The following is a 17,946-nucleotide window of genomic DNA, read 5'->3' on the forward strand; positions in this document are numbered from 1 at the left end:
TTCCAACCTCGACGCACATGGAAAAGATTATCAATCCCTGGAAAGGAATAGAAGGCTATTACTGTTTCGGATGTGCTCCCCACAACGAGGACGGACTGAAAATGGAGTTTTACGAGGACGGAGAAGAGATTGTGTGCCTGTGGAAACCGGAGGCCCGCTTCCAAGGCTGGGTGAACACCCTGCACGGGGGCATACAGGCCACGATGCTCGACGAAATCTGTGCCTGGGTCATCGCCCGCAAGATGCAGACTTCGGGGGTGACTTCCCGCATGGAAACGCACTACCTGAAGCCGGTGCATACCACCGACTCGCATCTCACGCTCCGAGCGCGGCTGAAAGAAGTGAAACGGCACTTCGCATTCATCGAAGCGGGCATCTTCGACGAGCACGACCAGCTCTGCACCAAGGCCGTATGCACCTATTACCTCTTCTCGAAGGAAAAAGCGGAAAAGGAAATGTGCTTCAAGGGCTGCTATACGGAAAAAGAGGTGGAGAATTTATAAAACTGACAGCAAAACTGACTTTTTCCTGATAAATATTTGCTTTTTCAAATCTTATCTTATAATTTTGTCGCAACAAAAGAAAGAAAATATGATTTTAAATACTGTACATCATCGCCATCATCATTTCCTAACGGTTCACACGGTAGGCTGAGAAGGCGTGTAGTTACAGAAAAGAGATAAGATAACAAAAAAGGCTTGCCGTTAGGAATCATCCCGGTAAGCCTTTTTTTATTTGGACACTTTAACCGAAAAACAACATGTTAAGAATTGCCGTACAATCCAAAGGGCGTTTGTTTGAAGACACAATGGCCCTGTTCACAGAAGCCGACATCAAGCTGTCTACTTCCAAACGTACCTTGCTGACACAATCTACCAACTTCCCCGTGGAGGTGCTCTTCCTGCGCGACGACGACATTCCGCAGTGTGTGGCCAACGGCGTGGCCGACCTGGGCATCGTGGGGGAAAACGAGTTCGTGGAACGTGCCGAAGAAGCTGAAATCGTTCACCGACTGGGATTCAGCAAATGCCGTCTCTCGCTGGCCATCCATAAGGAGAGCGAATACGACGGGCTGCAGTGGTTCAACCACAAGAAGATTGCCACTTCCTACCCGCACATTCTGAAGAACTTCCTGAACGAGCAGCAGATTGAGGCGGATATCCATGTCATCACGGGCTCGGTGGAGATATCTCCGGCCATCGGACTGGCGGATGCCATCTTCGATATCGTCAGCTCGGGCTCTACCCTCATCAGCAACAACCTGAAAGAGGTGGAAGTGGTGATGAAGAGTGAGGCTTTGCTCATCGGCAACAAGAACCTGTCGGCAGAAAAGAAGGAAATCCTTCAGGAGCTGTTGTTCCGCATCGATGCCGTGAAGACAGCCGAAGACAAGAAATACGTGCTGATGAACGTGCCTACCGACAAGGTGAAGGACATCGTGGAGGTACTGCCGGGCATCAAGAGTCCCACTATCATGCCGCTGGCCACGGAAGGATGGAGCAGCATCCACACCGTCATCGACCAGAAACGTTTCTGGGAAATCATCGGCAAGCTGAAGGCCATCGGGGCACAGGGTATCCTGGTACTCCCCATCGAGAAAATGATACTTTAACCGTTGAATCATTTCACACCAAATGCTACTATGAACATCATTACTTATCCTGAGAAAAGTACATGGGCCGACTTGCTAAAACGGCCTACTCTCCAGACGGAATCGCTGCGGGAGACGGTACTCGAAATATTGAACCGCATCAAGTTTGAAGGCGACAAGGCCGTGCGGGAGTATGAAGAGAAATTCGACAAGGTGCGGCTGGATTCCCTGCAGGTGAGCGAGGCGGAAATCACCGAAGCGGAAAAGAAGGTCAGCATCGAACTGAAGGCGGCCATCACACTGGCCTACAAGAACATCCACACCTTCCACGCGGCACAGGTGTTCCAAGGGAAGAAGATTACCACCCTGCCGGGCGTCACTTGCTGGCAGAAGGCGGTGCCCATCGAAAAGGTGGGACTGTACATTCCCGGCGGAACGGCTCCTCTCTTCTCGACAGTGCTGATGCTGGCTACTCCGGCACAGATTGCGGGCTGCAAGGAAATCATTCTCTGTACCCCGCCCGACAAGGCAGGAAAGATTCATCCGGCCATCCTGTATGCGGCCAAACTGGCAGGCATCAACCGTATCTTCAAGGCGGGGGGCGTACAGGCTATCGGGGCCATGGCCTATGGCACGGAGAGCATCCCGAAAGTATATAAGATATTTGGTCCGGGCAACCAGTATGTCACGGCGGCCAAGCAGCAGGTTTCCCTGCGCGACGTGGCCATCGACATGCCGGCAGGTCCGTCGGAAGTAGCGGTACTGGCCGACGAAACCGCCAACCCGGTCTTCGTGGCAGCCGACCTGCTTTCCCAGGCGGAACACGGCGTAGACAGTCAGGCCCTCCTGATTACTACAAGCGAAACCTTGCTGAAAGCGACCATGCAGGAGGTGGAGCGCCAGTTGGACGTGCTGCCGCGCAAGGAAATCGCCAGCCGCTCCCTGGCGGCCAGCAAACTGATTCTGGTGAAGGACATGGACGAGGCGGTGGCCATGGTCAACGAGTATGCGCCGGAACACCTGATTATCGAAACCAAGGACTACCTGGAAGTCAGCGAACGGATTGTCAATGCGGGCTCGGTATTCCTGGGATATTATTCGCCGGAAAGTGCGGGCGACTATGCTTCGGGCACCAACCACACGCTGCCGACCAACGGCTATGCCAAAGCGTACAGCGGAGTGAGTCTGGACAGCTTCATCCGCAAAATCACGTTCCAGGAAATCACGCCCGAAGGCATCGCCATGATTGGCCCGGCCATTGAGGTGATGGCGGCCAACGAGCAGCTGGACGGCCACAAAAATGCAATCTCCGTACGTTTAAAGAAAGAATCATGAAACCATTGAAAGAACTTACGCGGCCGAACATCTGGGCCTTGAAGCCTTATTCTTCGGCACGCGACGAATATAGCGGGAAAGAGGCATCGGTGTTTCTGGATGCCAACGAGAATCCTTACAACACGCCCAACAACCGGTACCCGGACCCGCTGCAACGGGAATTGAAAGGGCTGATCGGGCGTATCAAGAAGGTATCGCCCGAGCATATCTTCCTGGGCAACGGCAGCGATGAAGCCATCGACCTTCCTTTCCGGGCGTTCTGCCGTCCGGGCATCGACAACGTGGTGGCCATCGAGCCGACCTACGGCATGTATCAGGTCTGTGCCGATGTCAACGACGTGGAGTACCGCAAGGTGCAGCTCGACGCGAATTTCCAGTTCAAGGCTGCCGACCTGCTGGCGGCTGCCAACGAGCACACCAAACTGATTTTCCTCTGCTCGCCCAACAACCCGACGGGCAACAACCTGTGCCGGGAAGAGATTCTGACCCTGCTCCGGCAGTTCGAAGGACTGGTCATCGTGGACGAGGCGTATGCGGATTTCTCCGACCAGCCGTCGTTCCTGTCACAGCTCGACGAGTTCCCGAACCTGATTATCCTGCAGACCTTCTCGAAGGCCTGGGGCTGTGCGGCCATCCGTCTGGGCATGGCGTTCGCTTCCAAGGAAATCATCGACCTGCTGAACAAAATCAAATATCCTTACAATGTGAACCGGCTGACACAGCAGGAAGCCATCCGGATGACTGAAAAGCACTATCAGGTGCAGCAATGGGTAGGTTCGTTGCTGAAAGAACGTACGCGGCTGATGACCGAATTTAAGAAACTGCCGTGCTGCGAGCACATCTACCCCACCGACGCGAATTTCTTCCTCACCCGGGTGAGCAACGCCAAGAAAATCTACGACTACCTGGTAGACAGAGGCATCATCGTCCGCAACCGGAGCAACGTGGCCTTGTGCCACAACTGCCTGCGCATCACCATCGGTACGCATCCGGAGAACGATGCGCTGCTGGAGGCCCTGAAAAACTACAAGGAGGAGGAAGCATGAAAAAGAAAGTCTTGTTCATCGACCGCGACGGAACCCTCGTCATCGAACCGCCCGTAGATTATCAGTTGGATGCCTTCGAGAAACTGGAGTTTTATCCCAAGGTGTTCCGCAACCTGTATTTCATCCGGCAGAAGCTGGATTTTGAGCTGGTCATGGTGACCAATCAGGACGGACTGGGCACGCCTTCTTTCCCGGAAGAGACTTTCTGGCCCGTACACAACCTGATGCTCCAGTCGTTCAAGAACGAGGGCATCGAGTTCGACAATATTCTGATTGACCGAAGTTTCCCGGAAGACAATGCGCCTACCCGCAAGCCCCGCACGGGCATGCTGACGGCTTACCTGCACAATCCGGACTATGACCTGCCGGGCAGTTTTGTCATCGGCGACCGGGCGACGGATGTGCAACTGGCACAGAACCTGGGCTGCAAGGCTATCCTGCTGCAACCGGATAAAAGTATACTGGCCGGCAGCGGACTGGAGGATACCTGCGTGCTGGCCACTACCGACTGGGACCGCGTGGCGGAGTTCCTTTTTGCTGGCGAACGGACGGCGGAAGTGTGCCGGAAGACCAAGGAAACCGACATCCGCATCCGCCTCAACCTGGACGGCAACGGCACCTGCCACATTGACACGGGACTGGGGTTCTTCGACCACATGCTGGAGCAGATTGGCAAGCATGGCGGCATCGACCTCGACATCCACGTGGACGGTGACTTGCACGTAGACGAGCACCACACCATCGAAGACACGGCCATCGCCCTGGGAGAATGTTTGTATCAGGCCCTCGGAAGCAAGCGGGGCATCGAACGCTACGGCTACTGCCTGCCCATGGACGACTGTCTGTGCATGGTGGCACTCGACTTCGGCGGACGCCCCTGGCTGGTGTGGGACGCCACCTTCACCCGCGAAAAAATCGGCGACATGCCCACCGAGATGTTCCTCCATTTCTTCAAGTCGCTGAGCGACTCGGCCCGCATGAACCTCCACATCAAGGCAGAAGGCACCAACGAACACCACAAGATTGAGGGGATTTTCAAGGCCCTTGCCCGCAGCATCAAGATGGCTGTGCGGCGCGACATCCATCATTTTGAGATTCCCTCCAGCAAGGGATGCATCTGAAAACAAAAAAAGAAGCATGGATTCCGAGAGAAATTCTCTCCGTATCCATGCTTCTTTCTTATAATTTACGAAACAAGCGTTACTGTTTCTTCAGCTCCACTCCCAATTGCAGTCCGTCATACTGGTTCAGCAACGAGGTAGCTGTACTGACAGCTGCATTCGACGACTTGCTTGCCACTGCACCGGTAATGGTCTGCGCCAGCGACATCAGCTTGTCGGCCTTGAAGAGCAAACTCATCGTATTGCCCGTCAGTCCTTTGGATACCGTGGCGTTCACCTTCAGTCCCAGACGCGTTTTCATTGTCAACTGCTTGGTATCGGCATTGTAGCTGTAAGTTCCGCTTACTGTCTTTCCACCTATCACGGAAGTATAGGTACTGTCTTCATTGAAAGTATAAGTTGCTCCTTCCTTGAAACCCAGTTTTTCCAATACGCCGCTCATCTTTTCTTCCACTTTCTTGGCAGCCACTTCCCCTCCGGCCTTGGCCAGCAGGTTGTCGCTTTCAAACTTGCAGTCGGGTCCGGAATAAGCCCAGGTTCCGGTCAACGAACTACTTTCACCCGTGACCTTATTGGTTACTGCACTTACCACCCCTGAAAGAATCGACTTCAAGTCTTGTGCCATTCCATTGGCTGTTCCGGCAAAACACAATGCCAGCACCAGCACGCTTCTCCATAAAACACTTTTTTTCATCACTCTTCTCTATTTTAGTTGATTGTTAGTTTTCACAAGCGGCAAGCTTCCTCTTCTGTCCGTCTCAACAAGCCTTGAAGCTCATGTCGAGACCTTTCACAGAATGAGTCAGTGCACCTACAGAAATGTAGTCCACTCCGCATTCCGCATAGTCGCGCAGCGTGTCAAACGTGATGCCACCGGAAGATTCCAGTTCCACACGTCCGCCCACCATTTCCACGGCCTTGCGGGTATTCTCCGGTGTGAAATTGTCGAGCATGATACGGTCTACTCCACCCAGGTCGAGCACCTGCTGCAGCTCGTCGAAGTTACGTACCTCGATTTCAATCTTCAGGTCCTTGCCTTTTTCCTTGCAGTATTCCTTGGCCCGCGTGATGGCCTTGTCGATGCCTCCGGCGAAATCCACATGGTTGTCTTTCAGCAGAATCATGTCGAACAGACCGATACGATGGTTCACACCTCCACCGATTTTCACCGCCATCTTCTCCAGGATACGCATGCCCGGAGTCGTCTTACGCGTATCGAGTACACGGGTCTTTGTCCCCTTCAGGCGTTCCACATACTTGTGCGTCATGGTCGCGATACCGCTCATGCGCTGCATGATGTTCAGCATCAGGCGTTCGGTCTGCAGCAAAGACTGCACCTTGCCTTCCACCACCATCGGCACATCTCCCGGTTTCACGTGCGTACCATCCTGCATGAATACGGTTACCTTCATGTCGGGGTCGAAACGATGGAACACTTCCTTGGCCACTTCAATGCCGGCCAGGATTCCTTCTTCCTTAATCAGCAGTTTCGACTTTCCCATGGCATCCGCCGGGATACACGACAATGTAGTATGGTCCCCGTCGCCTATATCCTCTGCAAAAGAGAGGTCAATCAGACGGTCAATCAAATCCTTTACAATTTTTTCGTCCATTTTGTTCAAAATATTAAGTGATATTTCTGGAAGCAAAGGTAATTATTATTCATATCTTTGCAAAGACAACCCGTTTTAATCAAAGTAAAAAAGATATGAAATTTACCCTACTTGTGGTCGGCCGGACGGTCGAAAAGCATTATATCACAGCCATCAACGACTACGTGGAACGTACCAAGCACTACATCTCGTTCGACATGGAAGTGATTCCCGAACTCAAGAACACCAAGAGCCTCAGCATGGACCAGCAGAAAGAAAAAGAAGGCGAAGCCATCCTGAAAGCCCTTCAGCCGGGCGATGTGGTGGTACTCCTCGACGAGCACGGAAAAGAATTCCGCTCCATCGAGTTTGCCAACTGGATAGAGCGGAAAATGCATACGGTGAACAAGCGGCTGGTGTTTATCATCGGCGGGCCCTACGGATTCTCCCCTGCGGTCTATCAGGCTGCCCAGGAAAAGATTTCCCTTTCCAAAATGACGTTTTCACACCAAATGATACGACTGATTTTCGTGGAACAGCTTTACCGGGCCATGACCATTCTGAACAACGGCCCTTACCACCACGAATAAGCCGGTTAGCGCAACCGCAGAATGTCGCCCACCTTCGGAGCCGGTGAGTCCGGTTCCATCTTATTCAATTTATACAAATTTTTCAAACGTATACCGAATTTCTGCGAAATGGAGTACATGGAATCGCCCTGACGTACCACGTAAACGATGTATTCCTTCGTAGCCCGACGGCGTTTCTTCTCCAGGTATACCACTTCACCTCCCGCAAAAATATAGTCTTTCGGGAGCTCGTTGTAAGTGCGGAGTTTCTTCTTGCTGATGCCCAGTTCATCCGAGAGCGACTTGAACGTATCCCCCCGACGGGCAATGACGTAGACCATGTCGTTGGCCAGATATGGCTGGTGCGGGTTAGGAAACTCCTCCACCCATTTCAATCCTTTTTTACTGTCGTAACGGTCCAGATCGTACAGTTCGATGATGTTGATCAGCCGGTCGGCATAGCGCGGATCGGTGGCATAACCGGCTTTTTTCAAACCACGGGCCCATCCTTTATAGTCTGTAATCTTCAAACGGAAAAGCGAAGAATAGCGTGCCCCGGTCCGCAAGAACTTAGAATGGTCGCGGTAAGAATCCTTGGCATGGCGGTAAGCCCGGAAACACTCGTTCGGCGCATCGTCGTCGGCACGCACCGTCCGCCCGTCCCAGCTCCGTCCGCACTTGATACCAAAATGATTGTTCGACTTGCGGGCCAGTTCGCTCCGCCCGGCACCCGACTCCAGCAATCCTTGAGCCAGCGTGATACTGGCCGGAATGTGATACCGCTTCATCTCCTCCACCGCAGTCTTCCGATACTGCCGGATGTAATCCTCATACGCTTTGTTCCGCCGCTGGGCCCCCAAAGAAAGCACCATCCCCGCCAGACAGAACACGAAAATATATCTTAATGATTTCATGCAAATCCTCTTTTCAGTTTTCGCACAAAGATAAGCGATTCAGCAGAGAAGCTTACCGGCAAATGCTTAAAAATACAGAAAAGCAGAGAGAAAAGCGATTTTTTCGCTATATTTGTTGTAATCAGGCAGGTTTTATTTGACTATCAACAGATTGGATAAAACTCGCACGAGAACGGGCAATGGATAAGAAAAAGCCGGACTGTTCCGAACCGCCATATTTCTCATGCTTTCAAATAACTCTTTATCTCACCTGCAAAGATAACATTTCTTTCTGAAAAGGCCATATAAACGGCTGCAATCTTACGGAATAAAAACATATCGGGAAAAACAAGCATACCGTAGCCGAGTCCCCATAACCACAGGCAAAGGTAATTCGTGTTCTTCCCGTACAAGCAAGGCCAAGCCCTTCGGGTTCGTGGAAAAAATCATCCTCGCCCCGGAGGGCTTGCGGTATTTTTTCCCGAAGCCTTGCATGTACGGAACACGACCTTTTTAAGCCTGTAGTTATGGGAACTCCGGCCCCAGAAGCCGGACTAACAAAAAATCAAATGTTATGTTACAGGCAACAAAGAACAAGTACACGGTGGAAACACTCAAACCACTGAACATTCTGTACGATCATGAACACCGGCTGACACAGCAGGACGTGGATATGGCCAACGGTTATGTGGAACTGATAGAAAGGACACGCTCTGAAAAGATTCCACAGGTCGGTGACAGACTCATCTATGTGGACAGATACGGGAAATATTACGGCAACGCCCTCATCGAGAAACGCAAAAATACGGACGGACTGATTTCCATCTGTGAAATCCCCTATATCCCTTTCATATGGGAAGAGTATGACGGTATCGGTTTAAGTGTCAGCGGAGGATCCTTCCACCATATTGACCCCCTCCAGTTGAAGTTCGTCAGATGGACGGAAGGGATATTCCAAGACTGGGGCAACTGCGGTGCGTGCGCCAACGGTGCCGTCGCATTCACGGCAAAAGTGCCGTTATGGTCCTATTCCGAACCTGACCCTCTCTACGGCGATTTCACCACTGAGACATGGAGACAGTATTATCTGACAAAAAACACGGGTCCGGACGCACGTAACCTGTACCAAGGCTTCGACAAGGCTTTCAGGACCGAAGAGGACTTCCTACAGTTCCTGAAGGACTATGAAGGGACCGTGTTCAAGGGCAACCAGGAAAACCATATCGTTCTCTGGTGTTTCCGTCATGAGAACCGGTTCCTGCCGCAGCACGAGTGGGACAAAATAGATGTCCAGGCCGTGGAACGGCGTCTCAACTTTTATCCCGAACAGGTCAAGCTGGTCAAGGACATGGACAGCCACATCACCTACTGTTACCGTATCAAACCCGAAATTGACAATCTCTAAAACAATACAGTTATGCAGACAACAGCAACAAGAACAGCAGGCAGCCACACTGACCTGCTCACAGGTATCCTGAACGTGCAAGTAAGGAACGAGGACAAGATTACAGAACAGGACAGGCAGTATTGCCAGCTCCAGCAGGACCAGCTCTACAAGACGCTTGACCGTATCGACCGTTGGTATGCCATCTTCAAGGAAGAAGCGGAACGGTACCGGGAAATCAAGAGCTTCAAGTATGAGGATAACGGTAAGGTCTCCATACGGAATTTCTATTTCAACAACAGCGGGGAGGATGACTATACCCACAACGAATTCAAACCGTTTGACCTCATCAACGAGCTTGCGGACAACAACTGCAATGCCAACGCGAATTTCGCGAATCGCATCATTTCCTATTTCAACAGGACCTACAATGTAGACGTACCCATTCCTGTAATCGACGAGAAGGCCATGCGCATGGGATTCCGTCCGGTCTACCAGACTTACGTGGACATGGTCATTGAACACCTCGGCGGAAAAAGTTTCCGTGAGACCGCAGAGGAAGAACTGCTGGCCCGTTTCCTGAAAACGGTACAGCCTTCCCGCTGGAGCAAGGTGAAGCCCGAACTGAAAAAGGACAAGATAACTTTCCCTGACATCGTGTCCTGGGACAGCATCCATCTGGAATACCACCGGGAATATGAGTTCTCGTATGACTGCGGAAGGAAAGTGGACATTTTCTGCGAAGGTATCGCATACGGGGCAGATGACGTGATAAACGGTTCAAGCGGTATGGTCATCGGCCTTGACAGACGCGATGTGGATATAACCGAATGGTACAACCTCACCCTGAGCAACGCAGAACAGATCAAGTTCTACAAGAACGGACGCATCGACGTACGCTTCAAGGACAGCCAGGCCGCAGAGAACTGCTACAGAAGGCTGCGGCTGGATGAAATCACACTCAGAGAAGAGTGATTCATGAAATACTTATTCAGACACCCCGTAAGACATCCTTGCGGGGTGTCTTCGTTTCCAACCATTAAAAAAGAAAAGACATGTATGCCATCATACCCCAACAGATTCCCCAGGACAGGCGTGCCGAGATCAACGAGAAAATCCTTTTCGCCATAGACTCCGGCAAGGACCTCGTTCCGAAGGAAAGCATCTACAACTGCTACACGGGAATCGGAGGACTGCACAACCTCAGGCAGTCGGATTTCACCAGCTACCATGAATACGCCGAGGCCAAGAAGGAATTCGAGATGGGACAGTTCTTCACCCCGCACGACATATGCCGGAGCATGGTGGAGACCCTTTCTCCGACATCGGCGGAAATGGTACTTGACATGTGCTGCGGCATGGGCAACTTCTTCAACCATCTGCCCAACCTGCACAATGCCTACGGATTCGACATTGACGGCAAGGCGGTGGCCGTTGCCAGATACCTCTACCCGGAAGCTCATATCGAGAAATGCGACATACAGCTGTACAATCCCGAACAGCGTTTCGACATCATTGTCGGAAATCCGCCCTTCAACCTGAAATTTGATTACAGGCTGTCGCAGGAATTCTACATGGACAAGGCCTATGACGTGCTCAACCCTGCCGGAATCCTGATGGTCATCGTCCCTCTCTCCTTCATGCAGAACGAGTTCTGGGAAAAGACACGCGTGGCGAAAATCAACTCGAATTTCTCCTTCATCGGCCAGACCAGGCTGGAACATTCAGCCTTCTCTACGGTGGGCGTGCAGAATTTCGCAACAAAAATCATGGTATTCCTCCGCCGTTCCCTCCATATTGAAATGCAGCCCTACAACGCGGAAGAGTTTGTCAGCATGGATGAGCTGAAGAAACGCATAGCCGAAGTGCGGAAAATGAAACACCGGCTGCGCCTCCAGCTGATGCGGGAGTGCAACCATATAGACAAAGAAGAGCTGGAACAGTTCGAGTACAGGCTCGCCAAATACATGTACGAGCTGAAAGCCCATGCCGTGCTGAACAGGCATGTCGAAAAGGCGGAGGCGCTGGTGTCCAAATTCCGCAACCAGAAACCGCCGGAAAATGCCACCCGGGAACAGATAAAGGAATGGGAACGCAAGAAGCTGACCACCGGCAAGGTTCTCGGCATCATCCGCAGGTACATCACCTCGCAGAACGTGGTGCCGCGCAAGGAAGTGGCATTGGTGAAGACATCCTACGGCTTCAAGCTGAAGCAATATGCCCCGCGTCTGCTTGACAAGGTCACGCACAAGGCCGCAGGCATCAACGACCTCATACTCGGAAGGGCCGAACTCCCGATGCCGGAAAACGTCACAGAAAAGAACATGCGGCAGATCCGTGCCGCCAGTAAACTGATACGGCGCAAACAGAGGCAATACGAGACCCAGAATCTCCAGTTTGCGGAAATGCGGGAAGATGCCGGCCTGAAGGAATACCTGGACCGCACCACATTCATCAACAAGGACGGTGAAGTCTGCGAATTCACGGACTTGCAGAAACACGACCTGAACCTCGTGTTGCAGAAACGCTACGCCCTGCTGAACTGGCAGCAGGGTTCAGGCAAGACCGCCGCCGTCTATCACAGGGCGAAATACCTGCTCAAGTTCAGAAAGGCAAAGAACGTCATCATACTTGCCCCGGCCATCGCCACCAACATGACCTGGATACCGTTCCTTACCATAAACAAGGAACGCTTCCGTACAATACAGACCGCCGGCGACCTCAACAACATACCGGAAGGGACATTCCTTGTCGTCTCCACCTCCATGCTCCGGAAACTGAAAAGAGGACTGATGCGTTTCGTGAAACGCACTTCCGGCAAGCTGTGCCTTGTCTTCGACGAGTCGGACGAAATCACCAATCCCACATCGCAGCGTACAAGAAACATCCTGTGCATATTCAGGAGGCTCAGGTACAAGATCCTCGACACGGGAACAACCACCCGCAACAACATCGCGGAACTGTACAGCCAGTTCGAACTACTCTACAACAACTCCGTAAATATGATATGCTGGAGCCCGCAGGTCTACCACGAAAACAGGGACCACGAGATAGAGGAAGAGAACAACCCGGATTACGGAACACCGTTCCCCGCCTTCAGGGGGCATGTCCTTTTCCGTGCCTGCCACTGTCCGGGGAAAGCCACTGTATTCGGCATCGAGAAACAGAACCAGGACGTGTACAACAAGGACGAACTCTCCGAACTTATCGGCAAAACGGTCATCACCCGTAAATTCAGGGACTTCGCAGGAGAGAAATACCGGATACGGACACATACCGTCCGTCCCTCGGAAGGAGAACACGAGGTATACCGTGTCATCATCGAGGAATTCTGCCGCATCTGTGAGCTGTACTACAACAGCACGGGAGACACGAAAAAGGATGCAGGACTGAGACTCATGAGGCAGATCAAGCTGCTTATCAAAGCCTGTTCGGTACCTCACCTGATAGAGGGATACTACGGTGACAGTTATCCTTCCAAGACCCGCTATATTGAAAGGCTCATAAGGACAATACCGGGTAAGGTTGCCATCGGATGTACCACATTGGCGGCCTTCGACCTCTACGAGAGCTATATCCGGGAACATTTTCCCGACAGACCTGTATTTGTGGTCAAGGGAGATGTAGCCTTCAAGAAACGGCAGAGCATCGTGACCGAATTCGACTCCACCATCAACGGCATCCTGATATGCACACAGCAGAGCCTGAGCAGCTCCGTGAACATACCTACCTGCAACGACGTGATACTGGAATCCCTGCAGTGGAACATCCCCCGTATGGAACAGTTCTACTTCCGTTTCATCCGTCTCGATTCCAAAGAAATGAAGGATGTCCACTACGTCACCTACGAAGATTCGGTCGAACAGAACCTGATGGCACTGGTACTGACCAAGGAGCGTCTGAACGAATTCATCAAGACCGGTGAGGTCAAAGAACAGTCAGAAATCTTCGAGGAGTTCGACATCACAATGTCTGTCATCGACAGCCTGCTCATCCGCACGCAGGACAGTGAAGGCAAAATACACATCAGCTGGGGAAGCCAGCGCATAACAGAATAAATATGAACCGTATGAAGAAGACCGGGAGTTCCATTCCCACCGACAAAGGTAAGCCGCGTCCCCATCGGCTGAGCAAGGTCAGGCCGCAGGCGGTTTTCAGGAAAATCATCCTCGCGGAGCTGCGGTATTTTCCCGAAAAACCCTGCACAGCCGGGACACGGCACCTTGTCGAGGTCGGTGGAATGGAATCCCCGGCATCCACATACATAAAAGACAAGTAATATGGATCTGAACAATGCAGAGATTGCCGTGACCACACAGCATCTCATTGACATAAAGGATTACAGGGACTACTGGCTGCACCTGTCCGACTACAGCGACATGGGCGAGTTCCTGAGTGCCTGTTCCGACCTGTTTCCCGGGGAAAAGGAACCGGAATACCGGTATCCGAAATGGGAAAACATTCCGGACACACTGATCAGCCGTGAATGGCTCTGTCCCAACTTCTTCGAGATCAGGGATGCCCTTGAAAGGCTCGAAGAGGAAGAAACGGAGTTTTTCATAAGCTGGAGCAGAAGTTACGGATATGACATCACCACGGATGACCCGCACATGATGGTATCACACTACCATGACCTGTACGGGGATACCGTCACGGAAACGGAAGAAGACGCGGACACGGGAGAAGATGCCCTGATATACACGGGCGTATCAAGCTACTACTGCGACATGCTTCCATTCCGTTACGAAATATTTGATGACAATTATGACTAAAAGACAAAAGATATGGAAATCAACTTCAAAGGACCTGTAATGCCTATCGACCCATACTCGCAGCTGGCATTCGTGGAAATACTGAACATACTACTGACGGCGGGACACATCGTGGATGTGAACCGCTTCCTCATAAGCAGGAATGTCAATCCGCAGTTCGGCTCACTGTCAGGCTATTTCAGATGGTCGTTCGCCGGAGACCATTTTACCCTCTGGCAACGCACGGACTACAATTCAACGCTATGTTTTAACCACAGGATACTCGATCTGCCTTTCGGTGTCCTGGCAGCAAAAGACAGCGGGAAAGACAAGGAAACGGCAAACTGAAAATGAAACGATATGGAAACTACGATAAAAATACCCAACCGGGAAATCGCGCTCGCGGCATTTGACAGGCTCCGCCGGGAAAAAAGGAAGGATGCCGCACTGAGGCTGGCCGGGTGTATGCTCAGAGGGACATACATATCCCTCGGCATCGGTGATACCGACTGGGAAATAGACACCGCACTGCACAAATGCGGCGGTGAGCCTAAAACCGGATACGGTCATATGGCACATTTCCACTTCGACGGCGAGACGGAAATGGAAACAGAGAAATATGAAAGGCTCAAGGAAGAGTACGAATGACAAGGGAGCGGCCGAAAGGTCGCTCTTCTCATTTATAAACGACATGTACGGGAAACAGAATCCTGCCGTACACAGGTAACAGAAATGGAAGAACAGGAAAGACTGACAATGGAACTCGTGAAATCGCTCATGGACAAGTCCTACACGCTGGTATGGGTGGACTACAACGACAATCTCGACAACTGCCGTGACACCATCCAGAAGTGTCTGGAAGAAAGGAGCTGTGAAAGTCTGTGGGAGAAAGTGGACGAATGGTACGGTGACGCCGAATGGGAAGCTGTCCGTGAAATCGTCTCAAAGCTGAAGGATGAATGTATCCGTTTCCATGATTTCGGGGAAGAGGAAGTGGACAAGTTCTTTCAAGAACACGAAGACGAAATCAGGGAAGAAATCTATGACAGAAACGACTCTGACACGCTGAAAGAACTTCTCAAAAACACGGATGACATCCCCGTGCGTGTCGAGATGCTGTCAAACTACGACTGCATCAATTCCAACTGGCTGGAATCGCAGGAAGGATACCGGTACAAGGAATCCTATTTCGGGGATATGATAGACGCGCTGAACCTCAATCCAGCCAAAGTGAAGAAAATGCTGGTGGAGAAAGGCTACACGGTATATGGCCGGTTCCCCGACAAAAAATACAGGGACGGCAAGGAACAGGTATCCTATGAACAGTTCTACCATGAACTTATCAACTCCTGCTGCGGTGCCAACCTGCTGACCTATATCGGCAAGGTAAGCCTGCAGGAACTTTATGATGCCGGATTCTCGCTTGGGGAAGTCATTATTCCCAAAGGCAACTGCTGCGGCATCTTCAGCTCCATGTACGGCGGTGGAAGCCTCCTGGAAATGGAACTCCTGAAAGATGTCAGACTGAAACTGGAAGTCAGGGACTATCACGGATTCCGCTTCCGTCTTGACAGCGAGAACTCAAAATATGAATGCTCCATCAAGCATGTGTACGGGGTATGCGATTCCTTCTTCGGAGAAAAGATAGGTCTTGTCGCTTCATAAATCAAGTATGGTCAATTAAAGATATCAAATCATGGAAAAGAAATATGCAATCATCCTATTCAAGGGAAAAGAATACCTGTGCGGACACGAAGACGGCTGCCATTACGATGTGTCCTGCCCGGTGAGGACATTCACTGAAGGAGAAGACGACTTCAAAATTCAGGAATCCGGGAAAAACCGGTCTGAAAGGACATTCCGGTACCATGGAAAGGAATTCAGGCTTGTCACCGGCTTCTACCCGAACGGATGGCCGGTTCTGAGTCTGGAATCACCGGACAACGGGGAACTATACACGGTACTTACCGTCAATCTGGAAGACTCTCCGGCATTCGGGATTCCCGACCAGGCATTCATTGACATAAACAACAATCCGGAAGCGATGGAATTCCTCATAAGGAACAGCCTTGCCGAAGATACGGGATACAGACGCAAAAGCGGATGGGTAGAATACCCGATGGCCAAACTGAACCTGGCTGAACTGTACCGGTTGTCACCGGAATCGTTCGAGAACCAAGAATAAGAATCAACAATAGAAATCATTAACCAAATCATAGGAATTATGGCAAAGTACGATGTAAGAGTAAGGTACACCTTCGAGGGTACCTACAAGGTCGTGGCGGAAGACCGCGACGAGGCGGAAAGAATTGTAACGGAAGACTGCGGTCTGGTATTGGGCGGAAACATCCACACTACCCGCGATGATGACGAGGTGACAGACTGGAGATTCGGCTCTCACCCCGACATGCAGATCCTTTCTTTCAGGGAACGGGTTGACAAAGGCAAGGTCAGATACACGTCCATGTGTTTCAACGACAGGATTGAAGAACTGCGTAAGGACATAATCGGAGCCATCAGGGAGCTGCTTGATACGCACGGACTGAAAGAAATCTCATTCTGTGACAGCAATGACGATCCGGTATGGGTCATCTGGTTCGGGAAAAACGGCGATCCATATGAATGCCGGGTAACGAAGCTTAAAGTTACGGAGGATAGTATGACAGTAATCGCATTGGAGAAGGAAAGCGGGGACGAAGTGGCCTGCTACACTCCCTACGACCTTGGAGCCAGCAACATTGATTGGCTTAATCAAATGTACGAAGCAGTAAGGCTTCAACTTGAAAATACAAAAGGAAACTCTTGAAACGAAAGACAATATGGCAACAAAAATCAATATGGACAGATACGTCTGGGAAGGATGGACTGTCGGAGCGTTCATCAGGGAATTGGCCCCGCAGGTGGAAATGATCATGAGCGGGCAAAGCTGGAGGGAACCTTTCAGGAACAAACAGGAACTGGCGGACTGGTGCAGGGACAACCAGCCCTATTACAAGAAAAGGATCCCTGAAGTGAACAGCTATTTCGCAAGGATGTATAACATTAAATAAAAACAACATTATGAAATATCAAGCGGAAAATGCAGTCTCCAGCTTCTTCTACTATATGTGGAATGCCTGGTGCGAGGAAGAGTGCAGGACAGTATTCAAGGAAATGCACCCACACTTTTGGGAAAAATGGTCTCTGATGACGGACAAGGGAATATTCGGAGCCGCTGAACGGTTCTATGCGGAACTGACGGACCGTTACAGGGAAAAGCTGGTGGAACGGGCCGTCAGCCTGTATGACGGCAAAGCCAGACGCAAACACCCGGACGATTCCGAAATCAAGGTGTGCAATGATTGCGGTTCAACGGAGATTGAAATCCAGGCATGGGTGGATGTAAACACGAATGAATACCACAGTGACGTGGACGATGACATCTGGTGTTCCCGGTGTGAGGATAATGTGGAGACCTGCTCCAAACAATCCTTTCTGGAAAAGATGCAGGAATGGTGGAAATCCAACAGCACCGATAACCTTGAATACCTGACCGGATTCAAGACATCCGATTTCCCTTCAGCCAATTCCGGACAGACATTCGCCGAGGCCGCCGACGAATGGTGGAACGGCAAAAACTATGACGAGAAGAGGAACATATACCTGACAAACAATTAAAGACAAC

At 51.3% G+C, this 17,946-nt stretch carries 21 protein-coding genes; 18 read left to right on the plus strand and 3 right to left on the minus strand.

From position 1 onward, the window contains the following. The first annotated feature begins 17 nt into the window (after positions 1-17). The 5 genes from OCV81_RS06745 (at position 18) to hisB (ending at position 5,093) form a co-directional block, all read left to right on the plus strand. Entirely contained in the window at positions 18-503 is a 486-nt protein-coding gene (locus tag OCV81_RS06745; RefSeq protein WP_022353878.1) for a PaaI family thioesterase, read from the plus strand. Positions 504-760: 257 nt separating this feature from the next. Then, a complete protein-coding gene (gene hisG / locus OCV81_RS06750) occupies positions 761-1,612 on the plus strand; it encodes an ATP phosphoribosyltransferase (protein ID WP_148329394.1) in 852 nt (283 codons plus the stop codon). A 30-nt stretch (positions 1,613-1,642) separates the two neighbouring features. Further along, positions 1,643-2,926 (plus strand): histidinol dehydrogenase, encoded by a 1,284-nt coding sequence (gene hisD / locus OCV81_RS06755; protein WP_148329395.1) that lies wholly within the window; start codon positions 1,643-1,645, stop codon positions 2,924-2,926. Next, positions 2,923-3,972, plus strand: coding sequence for a histidinol-phosphate transaminase (gene hisC, locus OCV81_RS06760; RefSeq protein WP_148329396.1), 1,050 nt, complete (start codon positions 2,923-2,925; stop codon positions 3,970-3,972). The genes hisD and hisC overlap by 4 nt, the downstream gene beginning before the upstream one ends. After that, a complete protein-coding gene (gene hisB / locus OCV81_RS06765) occupies positions 3,969-5,093 on the plus strand; it encodes a bifunctional histidinol-phosphatase/imidazoleglycerol-phosphate dehydratase HisB (protein WP_148329397.1) in 1,125 nt (374 codons plus the stop codon). The genes hisC and hisB overlap by 4 nt, the downstream gene beginning before the upstream one ends. A 79-nt stretch (positions 5,094-5,172) precedes the next feature. Here the strand turns inward: hisB and OCV81_RS06770 are convergent, their stop codons facing one another. Both OCV81_RS06770 and nadC read right to left on the minus strand, forming a co-directional pair. Then, a complete protein-coding gene (locus OCV81_RS06770) occupies positions 5,173-5,787 on the minus strand; it encodes a DUF4923 family protein (RefSeq protein ID WP_148329398.1) in 615 nt (204 codons plus the stop codon). Between the two features lie 64 nt (positions 5,788-5,851). Beyond that, positions 5,852-6,706: a carboxylating nicotinate-nucleotide diphosphorylase gene (gene nadC / locus OCV81_RS06775; RefSeq protein WP_022353872.1), complete on the minus strand. Its 855-nt coding sequence runs from the start codon at positions 6,704-6,706 to the stop codon at positions 5,852-5,854. A 95-nt stretch (positions 6,707-6,801) separates the two neighbouring features. Here nadC and rlmH point away from each other — a divergent pair, with 95 nt between their 5' ends. Then, positions 6,802-7,275, plus strand: coding sequence for a 23S rRNA (pseudouridine(1915)-N(3))-methyltransferase RlmH (gene rlmH, locus OCV81_RS06780; RefSeq protein WP_022353871.1), 474 nt, complete (start codon positions 6,802-6,804; stop codon positions 7,273-7,275). A 5-nt stretch (positions 7,276-7,280) separates the two neighbouring features. On the opposite strand, the gene OCV81_RS06785 is transcribed toward rlmH, so the two are convergent. Beyond that, complete coding sequence (locus OCV81_RS06785; protein ID WP_022353870.1) at positions 7,281-8,168, minus strand: glucosaminidase domain-containing protein; 888 nt, start codon at positions 8,166-8,168, stop codon at positions 7,281-7,283. A gap of 553 nt (positions 8,169-8,721) precedes the next feature. On the opposite strand from OCV81_RS06785, the gene OCV81_RS06790 reads away from it, so the two are divergent. The 12 genes from OCV81_RS06790 to OCV81_RS06845 all read left to right on the plus strand — a co-directional run bounded on the left by OCV81_RS06790 (position 8,722) and on the right by OCV81_RS06845 (position 17,939). Beyond that, a complete protein-coding gene (locus tag OCV81_RS06790; RefSeq protein WP_118686912.1) occupies positions 8,722-9,552 on the plus strand; it encodes a DUF4121 family protein in 831 nt (276 codons plus the stop codon). A 12-nt stretch (positions 9,553-9,564) separates the two neighbouring features. Beyond that, positions 9,565-10,506, plus strand: coding sequence for a hypothetical protein (locus OCV81_RS06795; RefSeq protein ID WP_072544855.1), 942 nt, complete (start codon positions 9,565-9,567; stop codon positions 10,504-10,506). Between the two features lie 80 nt (positions 10,507-10,586). Beyond that, entirely contained in the window at positions 10,587-13,589 is a 3,003-nt protein-coding gene (locus OCV81_RS06800) for an N-6 DNA methylase (RefSeq protein WP_118686911.1), read from the plus strand. 11 nt (positions 13,590-13,600) lie between these two features. Beyond that, entirely contained in the window at positions 13,601-13,810 is a 210-nt protein-coding gene (locus tag OCV81_RS06805; protein WP_225226238.1) for a hypothetical protein, read from the plus strand. 1 nt (position 13,811) lies between these two features. Beyond that, complete coding sequence (locus tag OCV81_RS06810) at positions 13,812-14,303, plus strand: hypothetical protein (protein WP_055300431.1); 492 nt, start codon at positions 13,812-13,814, stop codon at positions 14,301-14,303. Between the two features lie 12 nt (positions 14,304-14,315). Further along, entirely contained in the window at positions 14,316-14,630 is a 315-nt protein-coding gene (locus OCV81_RS06815; RefSeq protein WP_005801751.1) for a hypothetical protein, read from the plus strand. Positions 14,631-14,642: 12 nt separating this feature from the next. Further along, positions 14,643-14,930, plus strand: a complete 288-nt coding sequence (locus OCV81_RS06820; RefSeq protein ID WP_022460396.1) for a hypothetical protein — start codon at positions 14,643-14,645, stop codon at positions 14,928-14,930. An 84-nt stretch (positions 14,931-15,014) separates the two neighbouring features. Beyond that, complete coding sequence (locus OCV81_RS06825; RefSeq protein ID WP_057254240.1) at positions 15,015-15,947, plus strand: hypothetical protein; 933 nt, start codon at positions 15,015-15,017, stop codon at positions 15,945-15,947. Positions 15,948-15,978: 31 nt separating this feature from the next. Beyond that, positions 15,979-16,467, plus strand: a complete 489-nt coding sequence (locus OCV81_RS06830) for a DUF4313 domain-containing protein (RefSeq protein WP_025279125.1) — start codon at positions 15,979-15,981, stop codon at positions 16,465-16,467. Positions 16,468-16,506: 39 nt separating this feature from the next. Beyond that, positions 16,507-17,088: a hypothetical protein gene (locus OCV81_RS06835; RefSeq protein ID WP_120138022.1), complete on the plus strand. Its 582-nt coding sequence runs from the start codon at positions 16,507-16,509 to the stop codon at positions 17,086-17,088. 13 nt (positions 17,089-17,101) lie between these two features. Then, positions 17,102-17,332 carry a hypothetical protein gene (locus OCV81_RS06840; RefSeq protein ID WP_118327893.1) on the plus strand — a complete coding sequence of 77 codons (231 nt, stop codon included), beginning with the start codon at positions 17,102-17,104 and terminating at the stop codon, positions 17,330-17,332. Between the two features lie 10 nt (positions 17,333-17,342). After that, the gene (locus OCV81_RS06845; RefSeq protein ID WP_072545499.1) at positions 17,343-17,939 is read left to right on the plus strand and encodes a hypothetical protein; all 597 of its coding nucleotides are present in this window, start codon (positions 17,343-17,345) and stop codon (positions 17,937-17,939) included. The last annotated feature ends 7 nt before the right edge of the window (positions 17,940-17,946 follow it).

The sequence above is a fragment of the Phocaeicola fibrisolvens genome, assembly GCF_025567125.1.
Taxonomy (GTDB): Bacteria; Bacteroidota; Bacteroidia; order Bacteroidales; family Bacteroidaceae; genus Phocaeicola; species Phocaeicola fibrisolvens.